This is a genomic window from Bacillus sp. PK6-025 (genome assembly GCF_056530265.1).
In genome coordinates, this window is the sequence record NZ_CP096509.1 from 3,770,731 (window position 1) to 3,789,077 (window position 18,347).

General features: G+C 44.1%; 17 protein-coding genes. 2 read left to right on the forward strand and 15 right to left on the reverse strand.

Going from position 1 to position 18,347, the window contains the following annotated elements; all coding sequences use genetic code 11:
- Positions 1-24 precede the first annotated feature (24 nt).
- The 4 genes from M1D67_RS19390 to degS all read right to left on the reverse strand — a co-directional run bounded on the left by M1D67_RS19390 (position 25) and on the right by degS (position 4,463).
- Entirely contained in the window at positions 25-1,449 is a 1,425-nt protein-coding gene (locus M1D67_RS19390) for an ATP-dependent helicase ComFA (protein ID WP_479831458.1), read from the reverse strand.
- A gap of 123 nt (positions 1,450-1,572) precedes the next feature.
- On the reverse strand, positions 1,573-2,415 hold the full coding sequence (locus M1D67_RS19395; protein WP_020453118.1) for a DegV family protein: 843 nt from the start codon (positions 2,413-2,415) through the stop codon (positions 1,573-1,575).
- Between the two features lie 119 nt (positions 2,416-2,534).
- On the reverse strand, positions 2,535-3,224 hold the full coding sequence (gene degU / locus M1D67_RS19400; RefSeq protein ID WP_003185730.1) for a two-component system response regulator DegU: 690 nt from the start codon (positions 3,222-3,224) through the stop codon (positions 2,535-2,537).
- A gap of 81 nt (positions 3,225-3,305) precedes the next feature.
- Positions 3,306-4,463, reverse strand: coding sequence for a two-component sensor histidine kinase DegS (gene degS, locus M1D67_RS19405; RefSeq protein ID WP_410553522.1), 1,158 nt, complete (start codon positions 4,461-4,463; stop codon positions 3,306-3,308).
- A gap of 222 nt (positions 4,464-4,685) precedes the next feature.
- On the opposite strand from degS, the gene M1D67_RS19410 reads away from it, so the two are divergent.
- The gene (locus M1D67_RS19410; RefSeq protein WP_479831459.1) at positions 4,686-5,324 is read left to right on the forward strand and encodes a YigZ family protein; all 639 of its coding nucleotides are present in this window, start codon (positions 4,686-4,688) and stop codon (positions 5,322-5,324) included.
- Positions 5,325-5,338: 14 nt separating this feature from the next.
- Entirely contained in the window at positions 5,339-6,418 is a 1,080-nt protein-coding gene (locus tag M1D67_RS19415; protein ID WP_020453121.1) for an LCP family protein, read from the forward strand.
- Between the two features lie 52 nt (positions 6,419-6,470).
- Here M1D67_RS19415 and M1D67_RS19420 read toward each other — a convergent pair whose 3' ends face one another.
- The 11 genes from M1D67_RS19420 to M1D67_RS19470 all read right to left on the reverse strand — a co-directional run bounded on the left by M1D67_RS19420 (position 6,471) and on the right by M1D67_RS19470 (position 18,189).
- Positions 6,471-6,854 carry a YunG family protein gene (locus M1D67_RS19420; RefSeq protein ID WP_020453122.1) on the reverse strand — a complete coding sequence of 128 codons (384 nt, stop codon included), beginning with the start codon at positions 6,852-6,854 and terminating at the stop codon, positions 6,471-6,473.
- Positions 6,855-6,963: 109 nt separating this feature from the next.
- Positions 6,964-8,028 (reverse strand): glycosyltransferase family 4 protein, encoded by a 1,065-nt coding sequence (locus tag M1D67_RS19425; protein ID WP_025810697.1) that lies wholly within the window; start codon positions 8,026-8,028, stop codon positions 6,964-6,966.
- A gap of 130 nt (positions 8,029-8,158) precedes the next feature.
- Positions 8,159-9,346 carry a teichuronic acid biosynthesis protein TuaH gene (tuaH, locus tag M1D67_RS19430; protein ID WP_231005547.1) on the reverse strand — a complete coding sequence of 396 codons (1,188 nt, stop codon included), beginning with the start codon at positions 9,344-9,346 and terminating at the stop codon, positions 8,159-8,161.
- Positions 9,347-9,367: 21 nt separating this feature from the next.
- Positions 9,368-10,126: a teichuronic acid biosynthesis protein TuaG gene (tuaG, locus tag M1D67_RS19435; RefSeq protein WP_186439810.1), complete on the reverse strand. Its 759-nt coding sequence runs from the start codon at positions 10,124-10,126 to the stop codon at positions 9,368-9,370.
- 29 nt (positions 10,127-10,155) lie between these two features.
- A complete protein-coding gene (gene tuaF / locus M1D67_RS19440; protein ID WP_128822153.1) occupies positions 10,156-10,830 on the reverse strand; it encodes a teichuronic acid biosynthesis protein TuaF in 675 nt (224 codons plus the stop codon).
- Positions 10,831-10,871: 41 nt separating this feature from the next.
- The gene (gene tuaE, locus M1D67_RS19445; protein WP_020453127.1) at positions 10,872-12,326 is read right to left on the reverse strand and encodes a teichuronic acid biosynthesis protein TuaE; all 1,455 of its coding nucleotides are present in this window, start codon (positions 12,324-12,326) and stop codon (positions 10,872-10,874) included.
- A 63-nt stretch (positions 12,327-12,389) separates the two neighbouring features.
- Entirely contained in the window at positions 12,390-13,319 is a 930-nt protein-coding gene (locus M1D67_RS19450; RefSeq protein WP_101561403.1) for an NAD-dependent epimerase/dehydratase family protein, read from the reverse strand.
- A gap of 17 nt (positions 13,320-13,336) precedes the next feature.
- On the reverse strand, positions 13,337-14,668 hold the full coding sequence (gene tuaD, locus M1D67_RS19455) for a UDP-glucose 6-dehydrogenase TuaD (protein ID WP_095292153.1): 1,332 nt from the start codon (positions 14,666-14,668) through the stop codon (positions 13,337-13,339).
- 197 nt (positions 14,669-14,865) lie between these two features.
- Positions 14,866-16,044 (reverse strand): teichuronic acid biosynthesis protein TuaC, encoded by a 1,179-nt coding sequence (gene tuaC / locus M1D67_RS19460; RefSeq protein WP_309539575.1) that lies wholly within the window; start codon positions 16,042-16,044, stop codon positions 14,866-14,868.
- Between the two features lie 22 nt (positions 16,045-16,066).
- Positions 16,067-17,506, reverse strand: coding sequence for a teichuronic acid biosynthesis protein TuaB (tuaB, locus tag M1D67_RS19465; protein ID WP_195536828.1), 1,440 nt, complete (start codon positions 17,504-17,506; stop codon positions 16,067-16,069).
- 23 nt (positions 17,507-17,529) lie between these two features.
- On the reverse strand, positions 17,530-18,189 hold the full coding sequence (locus M1D67_RS19470; RefSeq protein ID WP_020453132.1) for a sugar transferase: 660 nt from the start codon (positions 18,187-18,189) through the stop codon (positions 17,530-17,532).
- Between the last annotated feature and the right edge of the window lie 158 nt (positions 18,190-18,347).

Below are 18,347 nucleotides of genomic sequence, written 5' to 3' on the forward strand. Positions count from 1 at the left end.
CCGGCACCGCTCCTCATTTTATATTCATAGGTATACTTTACCATGAATATCAGACCAGTCAATCAACATTTCCTTTTTAGACAGTTTATTCATATATTGAATATGACGTCGTGCCGCATTCATCGACTTTGTCCTGCCGTGATGAAAGAAACAGACGTCTCCATCTGTGTGCTCGGGATGCCTGCCGGCTCTGCCGGCCATTTGGACAAGAGCGCTTTCCGAAAAAACAGCCGACTCTGCCCCCAATACTCCAACCTGTGCTTTTTTGACGGTTACACCTCTTTCCAAAATCGTTGTCGTCACGAGCACCTCAAGCTTACTTTTCCTAAACCGGTTCACTTTTTCATTTCTCTCAGGGTCTTCGGCATAGACTCCTTCTGCGCGAAATGTTTCCTTTTTCAGCAGACTGACCACGGTTTTAAGAACAGGGATAGAGGGAACAAACAGAAAAACCGGATGCTGCAGTTCCTGGTGCTTAAAAAGCCATTTTTTGAGGCGAAAAGGAACTTTTCTTCGTTTCAAACCCCTTTCCCAATTTCCGCACCAAATCAATGTAGGTTCAGGCAGCGGGCTGCGGTGGAATCTTGCGGGAATACGGACGGTGTGCAGCTTTCCGCTCTCAGCCCTTTTCTTCATATCTCTAGAAGGCGTGGCGGTTAAATAGATATGTGCGCTTTGCCGTTTTGCCGATTTTTTAACAGCGTATTGCAGCGTATTATCAATAGAATACGGAAAAGCATCCACTTCATCTATGATGATCACGTCAAATGCTTCTTTATAGCGGAGCAGCTGGTGGGTAGTTGAAATGACAAGCGGCGAGAGAGTTCCAACGTCTGGGCTCCCTCCGTATAAAGCGGCGATTTCCACCCCGGGAAAGGCGTGGCGAAACCGCGGTTCAAGCTCAAGCACAACGTCTGTTCTCGGAGTGGCGATACATACTCTCAAACCGTTGTTCAGCGCGAATTCGATCCCTTGAAAAAGAAGTTCCGTTTTTCCCGATCCGCAAACCGCCCAGATCAACAGCTCTTCTTTCCTGCGTATAGCATCGATAATAGATTTTGCCGCTTTTTCCTGACCGGCTGAAAGTACGCCTTTCCACTCCGTGTAAACAGGCGCCCATTCATGTCTGCCATGTCCACGCCAAGTCAACAGAGACGTACACTCGCTCACCCTGCCCATCATGACACAGGCTCGGCAGTACACGCAGCATTTATTGCACCTATAGCAAGGATATCGAGCGAAATAGAAGCGCTCGTGCTGGCCGCACCTCAAGCAAACAAAGCCTCTCTTCGTTTTTTTAATGCCTTCCTCCGTTTTTATCAGGCCTTCTTGGATATGCCAATCAATGACAGGTTCCGGAAAAGGAAGTTCGCTTTTCAGAAGGTGGCGCTGCTCCAAACATGACCGCAATTCACAGGAATAGGATGCCGGATGTTCGATGTGAATCACCTCCAATCTGCCATTCAGTATCTATCATCCATGTTTTCTTGTAAAACAGTCAAAATCTTAAAATCTCCCTCAAAAACCGTAGAAAAAGAAAAAATCTCCGTTTTGCAAAACGGAGATTGGCTTTTATACTGTATACCAGGCGATACCCATTGCTCCTTCACCAAGGTGGGTGCCGATCACAGGCCCGAAATAGCTTTTATAAAATTCGACATGTGCGTATTGCTGCGACAATTCTTCGATTATTTGATCGGCTTCTTCTTCACGGTTGGCATGAATCACAACCGCTCTCAACGGCTTTCCTTTTTCGGCATCTTCGCCAAAAAGCTCAAATAAACGGTTCATCGCTTTTTTTCTCGTCCGGATTTTTTCGAAGGGAACGATCAGCTTGTTCTCAAAATGCAAAATCGGCTTTACTTTTAAAAGGCTTCCGACAAAAGCCTGGGCGCCGCTCAGGCGTCCTCCCCTTTGCAAATGCGAAAGGTCGTCAACCATAAAATAAGCCCTCATTGAGGTTTTCATATGATCCAAGTGGCGAATGATTTCTTCCGGAGCCGCTCCTTTTTCCGCCATCTCAGCCGCTTCGATCGCATAAAAACCTTGAGCCATGCAGCTGATTTCTGAATCAAACGGATACACTTTAATTCCTTCAAGCATACCGCGTGCTGATACAGCGCTGTTGAATGTTCCGCTGATGCCGCTGGAAAGGTGGATGCTGATGACCGCATCATATGTTTCCCCGAGTTTTTCATAGAGAGAAATCAGCTCGCCGTATGCGGGCTGGGAAGTCGTCGGGAGATTTTCGTGAGCTTTTACTTCTTTGTAATAGTCCTTCCAGCTCATATCGATTTCTTCCCTGTATGAAGTCTCTCCAAAGATCACATTGAGAGGTATCATATAAATATTGTAGCGCTCACGCAGGTCTTTAGGTATATATGCCGTACTGTCTGTTACTACTGCTGTTTTCATGAAATAAACCTTCCTTATGAAAGATACTCTTTTCTATTCTAAAAGAAAAAGCAGCTTTTTTCATTATAAAGTTTGATTTTCTGCTAAAAGAAAAGACCTGCCTTATGGCAAGTCCACCTTTATCTCATTTCTACCCAGCCATTTTTAATGGCTACAACGACAGCCTGCGTTCTGTCGTTTACATTCATTTTTTGAAGGATGTTGCTGACATGGTTTTTAACCGTTTTTTCACTGATAAATAATGATTCGCCGATTCCGCGGTTGCTTTTTCCGTCCGCCAGCATCTGCAGAACCTCGCATTCCCTTCTGGTAAGAATGTGAAGAGGTCTCCGGATTTCCGGATACACTTCATGTTGAGCGTGAGATGATACACCGCTTGTTGCAAGACGGCGGAATTCATTCACAAGATTATGAGTAACCTTAGGATGCAGATAAGATCCGCCTTCAGCCACAACTTTCACGGCTTCGATCAGCGTGTCGGCATCCATTTCTTTCAGCAGATAGCCGCGGGCTCCTGTTTTTAATGCATGTGTAACATAGTTTTCATCGTCATGGATAGATAAAATAATAACCTTTGATTCCGGATACAAGTCGACCAGTTGTTTTGTCGCTTCTACGCCGTTTACATTCGGCATATTAATATCCATGATTACCACATCAGGATGGTAGTGCTCGACAATGCGAGCCGCTTCATCTCCGTCGTCTCCTTCGGCCACTACCTCAAAGGTAGGTTCGAAATCCAAAATCCGTTTGACACCTTCACGGAATAACTGATGATCGTCAATAATTACAATATTTACTTTAGTCACAAGCTACGCCTCCCCATTCTCATTGTTAAACACACCGCTTTTATGGTCAATATGTCTTTTGTCTCTATTTTACAATTATCTTTACAAAGACAGCGGAACTTTAATCAAAATAAATGTCCCAAGACCTATTTTCGAATCGATTGTCATTGAACCTTCGAGCAAATCGACTCTTTCTTTCATACCTAGCAGACCGAAAGATTTGTTCTTCTTGCCTTTAACTTCTTTTAAGTCAAAGCCGTTTCCATTGTCTTTGATAATCAACGTCACAAAATCTTTTGTCACTTCTACTTTAACATGAATCTCAGTTGATTCGGAGTGTTTTAAGGCGTTTGTCACTGCTTCCTGTGCAAGCCGGAAAAGTGCAACCTCAAACCGCGGTGCTATTCTTCTATCTTCGGATTCTCCGATGCATTGGAAATGGATCTTTGCTTTTCCATGATAATCTTCGATCGTGTTCAAGTATTTTCTGAGCGTCGGTATCAATCCCAAATCATCTAAAGCCATCGGTCTTAAATCATAAATGATTCTTCTGACTTCATAAAGAGCATTTCTGACGTTTTGCCGGAGGTTTCTAATTTCCTGAAAGCCTTCTTCTGTTCCTTTGTCTCTGAAGATGCGTTCGATCAGCTCAGATCTCATCATGACGTTGGCCAGCATTTGCGCAGGGCCGTCGTGGATTTCCCTTGAGACCCTTTTTCTTTCTTCCTCTTGGGCTTCGATGATCCGCAGTCCGAAATCCTGTTTGGCCTGCGCATCTTCTAGGAGAACGCCAACCTGGCGCAGATCCTGATTTAAATAGTTTAAGACGACGGTAATCTGGCTGACAAGCCCTTCTGAACGCTCGATGATTTCCTGAAGCCCCAAAAGGCGCCGTTCCAGATCATCACGCTTCTCTCTCAGCTGCTTTTCACGCTGCTGGATCATCGTCAGTTCAACCTGCAGTTTGTGGGCTTTTTCATAAGCTTCGCGAATCTCTTCTTCACTGAATTTATGAAAGTTTCTGCTGACCTCAGACAAGCGGTTTCGCGCATGGCGGGCATGCACTTCCAGCCTGTCTCCAAGGTCGATGACTTCGTTGACCTGCTGTTTAATCTGCTTCAGCTCTTCTACCAAGCCTTCATATTGCTGACGGGACTGCTCTCCGATTTGAAAGACCTCATCCTTGCTCCCGTCAACCGTTTTTAACATCTTCATAATGATTGAATCTAAAACTTTGGAGTCCATTTTGGAAATACTCACCCATTTTCCCTCCGTAACAGCATTGTCATTTACTTTTATCATAAATTTCATTGAACTGAAATTCGTGTCGAATTATAATGAAAGAATGCGTATTCTGGTTTTTTGGTCTTTTTATGGTTACCGATCCATTTCTATTTAATCATAACAAAATACGCGCCAAAATTCTAAGTCTGTTCGATTTTTAGGAGAACAGCCGCATGGCTTGTCAGGAGGTAAGCAGGCATGCTGCAAAGTTATCTCACTGTTGTAGGTGAAGGGACCCATGAAATCGTGATTGAAAAATCCCGGTTTATATGCCACTTGAGCCGCGTCAGTACTGAAGAAGAAGCACAGAACTTTATCAATCACATAAAAAAGCAGCATTGGAATGCGACGCATAATTGCTCGGCTTACGTCATAGGAGAAAATGATCAAATTCAAAAAGCGAATGATGACGGAGAACCGAGCGGGACAGCTGGAGTTCCGATGCTTGAAGTTTTGAAGAAACGCAACCTTAAAGATACGTGCGCCGTTGTGACGAGGTATTTCGGCGGTATTAAACTCGGCGCTGGAGGGCTGATACGGGCTTATGGAAAATCCGTGTCAGAGGGGCTGAACCATGTCGGCGTTGTCGAACGAAAGCTGATGCGGGTGATGCACACGACAGTGAACTATACATGGCTCGGCAAGCTTGAAAACGAGCTTCGCGAGTCCCCTTATCAAATAAAAGACATTCATTATGCCGATGATGTCGAATTTGAAACGTATGTCAAGGAAAGTGAAAAACAGGCATTTACGAAATGGATAACCGAATTAACAAATGGCAAGAGTGAGAATAGAGAAGGCATTCAAGTCTATTTGGAAGAAGCTTTTAACAATTAAAGGAGAATTATTATATGGCTGAGCGTATTAAAGTGAAAGTGCGAAAAAAAAAGAATAAAAAGAGAAAGCTGATTAAACGGTTTATAGTCCTTATGCTGCTCGCACTTCTCGTAGTCGGCGGAGTGGGCATATATAAAATTATTAACACGATTTCCGCGGCTGACGGCACTTATGATGAGCTTGAACGCGGAGAGAAGTCAAAGCTCAGGGACGATGTCGTTAATATTCAAAAAAAGCCGTTTTCGATTCTTTTTATGGGAGTTGAAGATTATTCGACAAACGGCGAGCACGGACGGACGGATTCCCTGATTGTCGTGACGCTCGATCCTAAAAAGAAGTCGATGAAAATGCTGAGCATTCCGAGGGACACAAGGGTGCATTTGGCCAGTGACACAGCCGGCACAAAAACAAAAATAAATGCGGCCTATGCAAAAGGCGGCAAGGATGAAACAATCGAGACGGTAGAGGACTTCCTCGGAATCCCGATCGATTACTATGCCACAGTCGATTTTGACGGGTTCAAAGATGTCATCGATGAAATCGGCGGAATCGATATTGACGTCCCGTTTGATTTCAGCGAAAAAAGCGATGTCTCCAAATCCAAGAGAATCTATTTTAAAAAAGGGAACATGCATCTAAATGGAGAGGAAGCTCTTGCCTACGCAAGGATGAGAAAACAGGATAAGCGGGGAGACTTCGGGAGAAACGACAGACAAAAGCAAATCTTAAAAGCCGTTCTTGATCAAATCTCAAAACCGCAAAACCTCGCTAAAATTGATAAAATAGCCCAAAAAGCAAGCAAAAACATTCAGACAAACTTCAAAATCACACAGGCTCTGGCGCTTCAGCAAATCTACAGCGGCTTTGCTGGTGATGATATAAAAACATTAAACATCACAGGAAAAGATCTTACGATCGCTGATGTTTACTACTTTGAGCCTGACCAGCAAAACCTTGCAAACGTGCAAAATGAATTGACCCATCACTTGTACCCGGACTCAACCGCTGATTCAAGCGGAACATCGTCTGAATCTTCCGCAACCGCTGACGGGACAGACAGCTCAGCTGAATCGTCTGCTGCTTCTTCTTATTGATTGGCTCTGTTGAATGTGAAATTCATAATCGAATAAAATGAAGGGGAACTCTTTATATATTAAGGGTTCCCCTTTCTTTTGAAAAAGACAATTGATTGATAACACTTTGTTTTAAATAGTTATACTGTTTTTCGTTGGTATCTGAGAATGCCTCGTTTCTATTTGAGGGAACATCCATATACAGGATGTCTTCTTTGAATTGGGAAATTGTTAAATCATATCTTTTACCATTGATAACATTATAAAAATGCCACCCTTCAGGCAGCTTTGTTTTTCTTATTTCTCCACCTAATAGATCATTTACGATTAAGGCGGTTACGCCGCATTGTCCCTTCGCAGGGTTATCCTGACTCCATTTTGAACTTGAATCTGAAGACCAGGATTTATAGAGTGCTTTCATAATTTGTTCGATCTGTCCAAGATGATGATCATCCATAAAAAATCCTCCTTCTCATAGAGTTTTTGGTTAATCAACCAACCGCTTGTGAGGCTTCCTGAGTTGCAGCAATAATAAAACCCCTGGAATCCAGGGGTTTTTGTGCGCATTAATTCCTCTTCACCATCCGCCTGTAAAACTTCGTAAAGGGCTTGTACTGCTCATTTACAAGGCCTGTCACTTCTGCGATGATCTGCATGAACAGGATTAAGCCGAAGATGATGAAGATGGACACCCAGAGCGTCGCGGTTTTTAAAAGAATGGCGCTCAGGCTGAAGACGATGCCAATTAAATAAATGACGATGACGGCTTTCCGATGGGACAGTCCAAAGGCCATTAGCCTGTGGTGAATATGCGATTTGTCGGGCGCCGAAATCGGCTGTTTGTTTAAAATCCGCCTGATGATCGCGAATGTCGTGTCAAATATCGGCACTCCTAATATAATGATTGGAATGACGACGCTGAACAGGGTCACGCTTTTATACAGTCCGAGAAGCGACAGAACCGAGATCACATAGCCCAAGAAGAGCGAGCCCGTGTCTCCCATAAAAATTTTCGCCGGGTGGAAGTTATAGAACAGAAAGCCGATCGTGCTTCCGATGACAACCAGCGACAGAGAGAAGATCAAGATTTTATCGGCAGAAAAAGCCATGACGGCAATCGTCGAAAGGCCGATGACGGATATACCCGCAGCCAGTCCGTCCAATCCGTCGATTAAGTTGATAGCATTGGTGATCCCGACGATCCATAAAATCGTCAGAGGGTATGCGAGCCACCCCAAATCAAAGCGAAGATCCCAAAATGGAATCGATAAAAATTCCATTTTTAAGCCTGTACTGACGATGATGCAGGCTACTAATATTTGAACGATAAATTTAATTCTCGCGCTTAAATTGTGTTTGTCATCTACAATGCCCAAAATGACAATCATAAAAGCACCGAGTGTAATTGCTGTTATTCTGTTTTCATAAAGGCCTCCGGCAAGCGAACCGGTCAATACTCCTATAAAAATGGCTAAACCGCCCATTCTCGGCATTACTTTATCATGTATCTTTCGTTTATCCGGCTGATCCACGACCCCGGATTTGATTGCTAGACGTTTGACAAGCGGAGTAATAATTAAAACAGTAATGAGAGAGACAAAAAACGCAAGTATAGTGCGTTCATAAGACATAAGGAAGTCTCCTTTTTAAATGAAGTCTGGTCGTATTAAAGATCATACCTTTTCATTATACAATTTCATTATTTATTATAACAAGCTCCAGCCAAAAGAAACATCACGAATTAATATCCCCCGCCGCAAATTATGCATCTTTATTCAAGTTCAATTTATCAAGCATCGATAAAAATAAATGATGCCAGTCTCTTTCATGTGCGATCTTTCTGCGCAGTTCCACATGGGAGACATCTTCATGCGCAAGCTCCAGCTCTTCACACAGCGCTGTAAATTCAACGGGGTCGTTTCCTGTTAGATGACGGTAAACGTGTTCCTGTTCAACCTTTTTTGTTGAAGGAAGGTTCATACCGGCGACAGGCTTTCCGGCAGCTAAAAATTCAAACAGCTTTAAAGGGAATACCGCATTATTATATGGCGACGGTTTATACGGCATGATCCCGATATCCACTACATTCATATAAGCCGGTACTTCCGACGGCGCAGCGGGCCCCGTCCAAATGACATTTTCTTCTTCAAGAAGCGCTTTAAAATCTTCGTCTCCGTTTGTCCCGTCAGGACCGACAAATAAAAACGTCCACTCTTTTTTGGTTTTGGCAGCTTCTTTGATGAGCTTAAAATCGAGCTTCGGCTTAATTCCGCCGATAAAGCCGAGGACGGTGCCTTCCCTTCCGTTCAATACATCGGCTTTTTGCTTATTTTTCGCAAACAAGCTGTATTCCACACCATTTTCGATTGTAAAAACCGGCTTTGTCTCTCCTTGAAGCCGGTCTGCTACGTTTTGGTGCAAATATTCAGAAGTGCAAAAAATCGTATCAGCAGCTTTAATGATTCTGCCTTCAGCTTCAAAAATAACCTTTTGCCTGAATCCTGAGACAAGGCTTTGGCTTCCGCTGATCGGCGCCGCCCACAGGTCACTGCAGTCATAGATGACCTGATCCCACTGATAAAGTGATGACAGCAGCGGAAAACCGGGGAATGTGTACCATAAGCACACCTTTTCCCCCTGAACGTCTTCTTTCAGCCGGTCAAGCAGCGGCTTCAGCTTGCTTTTATAAAAAACATCCTTGTAGCGGGCAAACCTGAATATTTTCTTTTTCAAAAAATCTTTGACTGCAAATTGCTTGATTCCGTTGTCAAGCAATGTAAATGTCTCGCGGGAAGGATTTTCAGACGGACAGACCCAAATGACTTCCTTCGTCTCCTGGCGGCCAGCCAAAAACTCAGCAAGGCGGTGCCTTCTGTACCTTAGCTGATCCTGTCCCCATTCACCTGTCGCTACTATGACGTGTATGACTTGATCTGCTTTCACTTTCAATCACCTTTTCTGTCAATGCCGTTATAATCTTTTCATGACTGCGTTCTTAGCGTAATGGAAAAAGCACCATGTCGCTTTCATCAAGTGAAGGCGTTCGATTTCCCTGTACACATACCAGGTTTTTCGCGCCGCCTTCCACTTGTTTCTGGAGATCGATGTTTCAACGATGCGGTATTCGGCGAGGGGTTCGTGCAGGCCGAATGCCTTGAATCCTCGCTTTAATACGGACAGCCATGTCGCCAAATCCTGACGGGTTCTGATATTCGGCATCCGGATATCACCCGTTTGCTCTCTGTCAATCATTACCGTCAAACAGCCGATAATCGTATTTTTTAATACATCATCATATGTAAGGCTGACGGGTGCATGAATGGTTTTATGAAGCGGTTCGCCGTCTTGGCTGATCAGCTCGTATGCCGTAAATGTGAAAGCGTGCTGATGCTTCCTCATAAAGGCAAGCTGCTTATCCAGCTTTTCTGCTTTCCACACATCATCGCTGTCCAAAAAGGCGACATAGCGCCCTTCGGCTTTGCTGAGCGCTGCATTTCGAGCCGCTGCAGCGCCTTGATTTTCTTTCAGAAAAATGGCATGGATCCGTTCATCATCTTCTTCATAGCGCTTCAAAATGTCTCTTGTCCCATCTGTTGAGCAATCATCGGCAATGATCATTTCCCAGTCGGAAAACGTCTGATTTAAGACGGACTGAATGGTTTTTTCGATAAATTCCTCCGCGTTATAGGAAGGCGTAATGACAGAGATTAAAGGTTTTTGCCTCGTCATGGTCCTGATCCACATCCCCAATTAAAAATTTAACGTTCTCTGAATACTTCCGGAACGACAATGATAAAAAACGACAGCGCTAAACCGATCAGTACGCCTAATACCGCTCTTTTTTTAGGCGACATGCCGGCAGCCTGGTTATCCAGCACGATCAAGGGCTCAATTTCTTCAGCAGCCTTCATATCAAGCTTGCTTGTTTCAAGTTCATACAAAAACCGCTGTTTATCAACTTTGGAATCAGCGCTGACTGTTTCGCCTTCAAGCGCCTTTATATTCTTTTCGATGACTTCTTCCCTTTTTGAAAACAGCGCCTTATCGCCTTTCATATAGGCATCTTTAACTTTTCCTAAAGTATCCAATGTTTTCTGTTTGTCAGGCCCTGTATAACTTAAGTTAAAAAGTGAATCCGTTCTGATTTCAATCGCCAGATCGTCTTTCAACTGCGCCAGATCCTCTTCCGGCATATCCGGGAAAATGTCCTTTAAAAAGGCTTCGTTTTTCAACAGCAGCGGCACCTGCTTTGCATTGTTGTACTTCGCTTCTCCATAGTTCCCGGTTGATATCGTTACAGTAGCCGTGTAATCGGACGGAGCAACGCTCCCCTTCGGCATAAAATAGCCGACAAGACCAAGAATAAGAGGAAGCGCAATAATCGCCACAATAAACTTTTTCACTCTACCAGCAATACGTTTGATTAAATTCATCACATGAATTTCTCCCTGTTTTTAAATTCGATTTTCAAAAATCACCTATACTGTTCGGTTTCATCCGTTCCGCTGACTCTAAAGGTATTAACCGTCGCAATCACAAGGGCGAGAAACACCCAATGGAAATATAGATTCGAGACGGAACTCGGACTGATGCTTGATACAAGGAAGGCGACGAGCGCGGCTGTCAAACCTTCAATGAGAAGCTTGTACCGCTTTCCAAGCGATCTTTTATAATATCGGTAAAGCACGGTTATTAAATAAATGTACATCGTTAAATAACCAAGCATCATCACAACTCCAAAATTCGTCATGATCTCTACGAGCCAGTTATGAACCTCCACGACCCGGTCTGTATCGAACAATGCGTGATGTTCCAAATAATAAGGTACATTGCCGGCGCCAACGCCAAATCCGTAAGTATCCAGCACATAATGCCCGGCGTTTTTCAACAAGTTTGCCCTGGCGACATTGGATGGCAGCGGCTCGCTGAAATCGTGTGTAGTTTGCGGAGCCAAAAAGTATGTATAAAAAGCTCCGGTGATCTTTCCTGCAAACAGTGTGACAAAAGCGATACATCCTGCAGCTGCGGCGATGAGCGCCCATTTTTTAAGCACCTTCGGCAGCAAAATAAACGCATAAACGGCAAGTCCGGCTATAATTCCCAGGATGCTGGCTCTTGATCCTGTCAGGAAAATCAAGTAGGCCGAACAGAACGCAAGGAGCAGCCCCGCTATTTTTAAATAGCTGTTTTTAATGTTTTTGAAAAAAGATAAATAAAAGAAAAAGCTGATGGATAGAAATGTCGCAAAGTCATTCTGATTGAAAAAGACGGATGTCGGATAGTGCTGTTTATAGTGCGGCCCGTTATAAAGGGTCGAGCTCGGCAGGTGGTTTAATGTAAAGTGGTTGTAAAACCCGATGACCATTAAAAATACGGTCATGACCAACCATATGTAATAAAACGCGAGAATTCGATCCATTTTTTGAAAAAACATAACAATCAGAAAAACAAAAAACATTCCCATTGCCAATAGGAACAGATATTTTACGCCCTCAGTAGCAGACTTGACCCAAAGCAGCGAAATCATTCCATAGCAGAACCAAAACGTGAAAAACATCAGAATGCCTTTAACATGCACCTGCTTCCACTTTTCAAGGTGCTGGCTGCCTTTCAACATTTCCGCTATGAATAAGAACCCTGCCAGAATCAGAAGAATTCGATATGGAAACAGGCTGAAAAAGCCCAATTTAATCGTAAAAAAAGCATTGTTGGCAAATGTTGCAGCGATAAGCAGATATAATACGGGCATCAGCAATTGCTCGGACGACAAATACTTCCGGAGCACAATGATCAAAGTCAGCGCAATCAAAATCAGACATGCTAACAAGACTTTTTTTGCATTGGACTGGGCCAATACAACGAATGCTAACCCTGCGGTCAATGCGGCGAGCCAAACCAAAACATTGACCGCGGAACGTTTGAGACTCATTTTTCCCCCTCCTTCCGCTTCTTTCTGGAAAAGGGCTGCCGACATCAGCCAGCAGCCAGTGATTTACATATTCATTTCTTTTTTATAATATGAAATGGTCTTTTCCAGTCCTTCAGCGAGCGGCATTTTTGGTTCCCAGTTTAAAATTTTCTTTGTTTCTTCATTACACAGTGTGCTGTGGCGGATATCCCCCGGTCTTTCATCTTGATAAATCGGAGACAGCGCCGAGTTCGTCGCTTTTTTCATCTCTGCAAACAGCTCATTGACTGTGATCGAAAAGCCGTTCGAAACGTTTAAACAAACGTTTGATTGAGCTTTGAGCGCCTTGATGTTGGCGGAAGCCACATCACCGACATAAATAAAATCGCGCGATTGTTCTCCGTCTCCAAAAATCACCGGAGCCTTGCCGCTTGTCAGCAAATCGGAGAAAATCGATACGACGCCGCCCTCTCCTTTTGCGTCCTGGCGCGGCCCGTATACATTGCTGTACCGCAAAATGCAATACTCGGTTCCATACAGATCATAGGCCAGCTTTAAGTAGTTCTCCACCGTAAGCTTCGTCAGCCCGTAGGGTGAGCCTGGATTTGTTTTATGACGAGTGTCGACAGGCAGATATTCAGGATCTCCATAAACAGCTGCTGATGATGCAAAGACGATCTTTTTCACGCTGCATTCACCCGCTGCCTTAATGATATGGAGCGATCCCTTGATATTGATGTTTTCATCATTTAAAAAATCGCTGACAGACTCCGCCACGCTTACTTGTGCAGCTAAATGAATAATATAATCGGGATCAATGCTTTTGATGACGTCGATGACTTCCGGCTTTGTAATATCCTGCTCATAAAAGTCAACCGCGAGACCTTCAATGTTGGAGCGGTGTCCCGTAGTTAAATTGTCAAGAATTGAAACCCGGTAATTTTCTTTCAGAAGCTGTTCAGCGATATGCGAGCCGATAAATCCGCATCCGCCTGTCACTAGTACTTTTTCCATTAATAACACCCCTCGTTTTATACTTTTGTTAAGCTTTTCTCTCCCTGTACTCCAGGGCGGCCAATTGAATGATAAATAAATCCTTCTCTTCTCATATCTTCAAGTTTAAACAAGTTACGTCCATCAATTAGAACAGGACGATTTAAATATGTTTTCAATTTCTTAAAATCCATTTCTTTAACCTGTGGCCAATCTGTCAAAATGAGGCAAGCATCAGTATCCTTTACAGTATCATACAAATCGTTGCTGTATATGGCCTGATCTCCCAATAAGCGTTCTGCCTCCGGAATTGCAATGGGATCGTATGCTTTAATATGAGCACCAAGGCCTCTCAGCATCGGAATGACATCCAGAGACGGCGCCGAGCGCATATCGTTTGTATTCGGCTTGAATGCCAGCCCAAGAACCGAAATGGTCATGCCGTTTAAATCGCCAAACACATCAAGGAGCTTTTGCACAATGTGGGCGCGCTGCTTTTGATTCGTCTCAATAACGGCTTCAATCATTTTAAAAGGATAGCCGACTGACTTCGCGATGTGCAATAAAGCCATTGTATCTTTAGGGAAGCAAGAGCCGCCAAAGCCGATTCCGGCATTCAAAAATTTATTGCCGATTCTGCTGTCCAGTCCGACACCTTCAGACACCTTTGATACATCAGCTCCGACCCTTTCGCAAATATTCGCGATATCATTAATGAACGAGATCTTTGTAGCCAAAAATGCATTTGCAGCGTATTTAATCATTTCTGCACTTTCAAGGTTAGACTTGACGATTTTCGTTTGAAAAGGCTTATGGAGCTCTTCAATAATCGCAGCAGCCTTTTCGCTTGTCGCACCGATGACGGCTCTTTCCATATTCATCGTATCGTAAATAGCTGTTCCTTCACGAAGGAACTCCGGATTCGAAACGACGTCGAAAGGGAATTCCCCTTTTGAATTGCGTTCTATAATGGCTTGTACGAGCTTTCCTGTTCCAACAGGGACAGTGCTTTTGTTGACGACGACTTTATAGCCGTTCAGATGCTTCCCGATCATTTCGGCAACAGATTTGACAAATGTCAGGTCTGCTTCCCCTGTTTCCGACATCGGTGTTCCGACTGCAATATAAATAATCTCTGCTTCTTCAATCGCCTTGGGAATATCAGTAGAGAAAAATAAGCGATTTTCGTTTACGTTTTTATCCACAAGTTCTTTTAGGCCGTTTTCATAAATCGGCATCACTCCTGCTGAGAGTCCTCTTATTTTTTCTGCATCAATATCGCAGCAGACAACCGAGTTTCCCACTTCGGCAAAACAAGTTCCAGACACCAGCCCGACATATCCCGTTCCAATGACAGCGATTCTTTTCAACATTATCATTCCCTTCTTTCAGCTGACCCTTCAAATCCAATAGCTTGATTTAGGTAATGATCTTTATCTCTTTCTATTGAAAAAATCTGGGTTTTCCGTTTTCCCAATTCTTATTTTTATTAGCTTAGACGCAAATAAATGGGTTTAAACAGTATTATATTCAACACTCATAAGCATATTAACCGACAGATCCCAACTTAATTTTTGTTCTCAGCAACATCCCCATACACATCCAGTAACTTGCCGGCATTTTCAAAGGCGTCATAATCATCGTGTACCGTTTGATACAGCTCTTCAGCGATGTCTTCTTGCCAATCCGCACCTTCCAAATAACCTTTGACAGCTTCTGTTATGCTGGAAGCCGAGCGCGGCTTGATCAGCAGATGTTCGTGTTTCCCGAATAAAGACGGAACCCCTCCGACCGCCGTACAAAGCACCGGAACCTTGAGGGCGAGCGCTTCAATGACGACAGTCGGCATCCCCTCAGAATACGAAGGAAGCACAAACAGATCTGATGCAGCCAGATATTCTGATATCTCATGGTTTGCGACCTGCCCCGTCAATATCGCTTTTTCACCGGCGGTTTGACGAATGTGCTGCTTCTCCGGTCCGTCGCCGATAAACACAGCTCTGTAGCTGTCATCAAGCTGCCTGACCGCTTCCGCCAGCTCGGCTACTCCTTTTCCTTTCACCAAGCGGCCGACGAACGTCAGCAATTTTTTGTCTTTCGGCAGGCCGAATTTCTCCCTCAATTCAAATGTTGAAGCGGAGGGTTTTTGAAACCGGTCCAGGTTGACGCCGATAGGAAGAACCGAGCATTCAGCACCGGTCATTTCTTTTGTTTTGGCTTTCAGCTCATCGCTGACAGCCAGAACTTTTGCCGCGGAATGCACAGCTGTTTCAAATGCTCGAAATGCGCCTTTGCTGTATTGGGGATAAATATTGACATCGCTTCCGTGCAAAGTCAGAACATAAGGAACTTTCAGCCTCTGTGAAACAACGGCAGCGGCACCCCCGGATGGCATCGCGAAATGGGCATGGATAAGATCCGGCGCAAGCCCGTGCTTCTCGATCGTCCTCAATACAGACTTTGCAATCCGGCGATGCGGCTGAGCCCATTTTAGCTGTCCAGGCAGAGCCGTATACGGCGGTCTGTAGACCGGGATGCCTTTTCTTTCTTCATATTCCGGGACTGTTCGTGCTTGACGGTATTTTTTTTTCAGCAGCCTGAGGGGAGCAGGGTTCACAGGTGATGGACATATGACCGCCACATCAACGCCCTGCATCCGCAGCGCCTGAACCTGTGTTTCATGAAAAACGCCTTCTCCCGGTTTTTGACTGCTTGGATAAACACTGGTAATCCAAAGAACCTTCAATGATGAAACGCCCTTTCTGCTGTCATCTTCCTAATTGGATCTTCATAGCCCGCCGATAAAATTTACTGACCAGAAAACCGTAAAAAATTCCGCTGATTCCGACGGAAACTGCCAGCTGAAGCATGGCGCCGTGAAGCAGATGTCTGCTGCCGACGCTCAAGACAAGAGCCAGCAATGCCATGAGCAGTGTCAAGGCCAGCGGTTTTCCAACGGTTCTGAAATATTCGCCCATCTTCAGCTGGATGACATATTTGAGCAGCCATCTGCCGATAAAGAAATTGATCAGGCTGATCGCTGCATAGGTCCAGGCGGTGATCGTCAAATCATTCGTTAATACCGCCGCATAAAGAGACAGCCCGTAAAGGAGCATGATCCCGCTGTCCCAATAAAATGCCAAGTCTGCTCTCCCCTTCGCCAGCAAAACCGATCCGTTCGGATTCATCAAAACCCTGAGCAGCCCGACAATCGCGAGGATATTCAGAACCGGTACGGCCTGCAGCCATTTTTCTCCGAAGACGACTTCAATAAATAAATCTGAAACAGTCATCAGTCCGATCAGAAGCGGGAATGAAATCAGCGAGAGAAGCTTTGTCATATTTAAAAAGCCTTCGCGCAGCGTTTGATTGTTCCCTTGATTCTTTGAGAAGACGGGAAACGCTACCCGTGTCACGATCGGATTGATTTTTAATACGGGAATCGTAATAATTTGATACGCCAGGTTATAGATTCCCAATGCTTCCGCACCGAGAAACCGTCCGATCAAAATCATGTCGATATTGGCGCCAAGCCTGTTTACAAGCCTTGAAGCGAGCTGAAACGCGCCGAACGAGAAAAATTCTTTCACTTCCCCCAACGCAAAGACGAGAGTTGGACGCCATTTTTTTAAATATACAGCAAAAAACATGATGCCTTTAACCGAATTAAGAAAAACTTGTGACAATGCATAGGCCACAATCGGATCCATCAGAAAAACCAAAACGAGCAGGAGCACAAATGACAAAACGGTGACACCCGCTTCTATTTTGCTCAGCACATTAAACTTCAGATCTTTTTGCAGCATATATTGATACTGCTGGCCGACCGGGGCGATCAAAAACATGATGGCCAAAATCCGCACAAGAAAAACCAGTTCGTCCCGCTGATAAAAGTCTGCGATGAACGGACTCAGGAAAAAGAGGCCGATAAACAAAAGGATGCCCGTTAGGATATTCAGCCAATATAAGGTCGATAATTGGCGTTCACTGATGTTCTCCTTTTGAATTAAAGCGGCCCCGAATCCCATATCGAGTACAATTTGTGTAAAAATCGTTACGGTGGTCAGCATTCCGACCAAACCGAATTCGGCAATTGTCATGATATTGCCGAGCAGTGCAAACTGTATAATTTGAATGACCGTGACGATCAAAGTTGAAACACTTGTCCATTTTGCACCGCTTAATATTTGTTTCGTAATGGTAGACATAGCATATTCCTAACTTCCTCGTATTATCTGGCTCCTTCGCCGGTTAATACTACTTTAATCGTTTTCAGCATAACCTTCAAATCGAGAAGAAACGTTAAATTCCGAATGTAATACAGATCGTGCACCAATTTTTCTCTCGGACCGATATCATAGCCTCCGTTTACCTGTGCAAGTCCCGTTAACCCAGGCTTAACAATTAAGCGGTTTTTAAATCCCGGAATTTCATGGTGAAACTGAGCGGTAAACATCGGTCTTTCAGGCCTTGGTCCCACAAGGCTCATATCTCCGGCCAGAACATTGATCAGCTGCGGAAGTTCATCGATTCTTGTTCTTCTTATAAAAGACCCGACTGCAGTGATGCGCGGATCATCCTTCTGCGCCCATTTCGCACCGGATTTTTCTGCGTCAATTCTCATAGAACGCAGCTTGATCACCTTAAAATGCTTTCCGTCTTTTCCGACGCGTTCCTGCCGGTATAACGGAGAACCCGGTGTTTCGATACAGATTAATATACAAAACAGCAGAATAAACGGCAGTGTAAGAGCGAGCCCAATCAAGGAAAGGACGATATCCATTATCCGCTTCATATATAAATAACGTACTGCTTTTTTTGATAGAGCACAGGAATAAGTTTGCTGGCTTGAATATTCATTGTACATTCTTAAACTTTTGTCGATACTCACTAGCATACACCTCGATTAGTATGTTACTGTTTGATCTATTCGTCAGTGTAGCATACGAACGTAAACACAATGTAAAGGAGTCATTAAAATTAGTAAATTCATTGATTTTATGTTAAAAATGCATCGCCTCCGTTTTGTCTTTAAATTCACCAAAAATA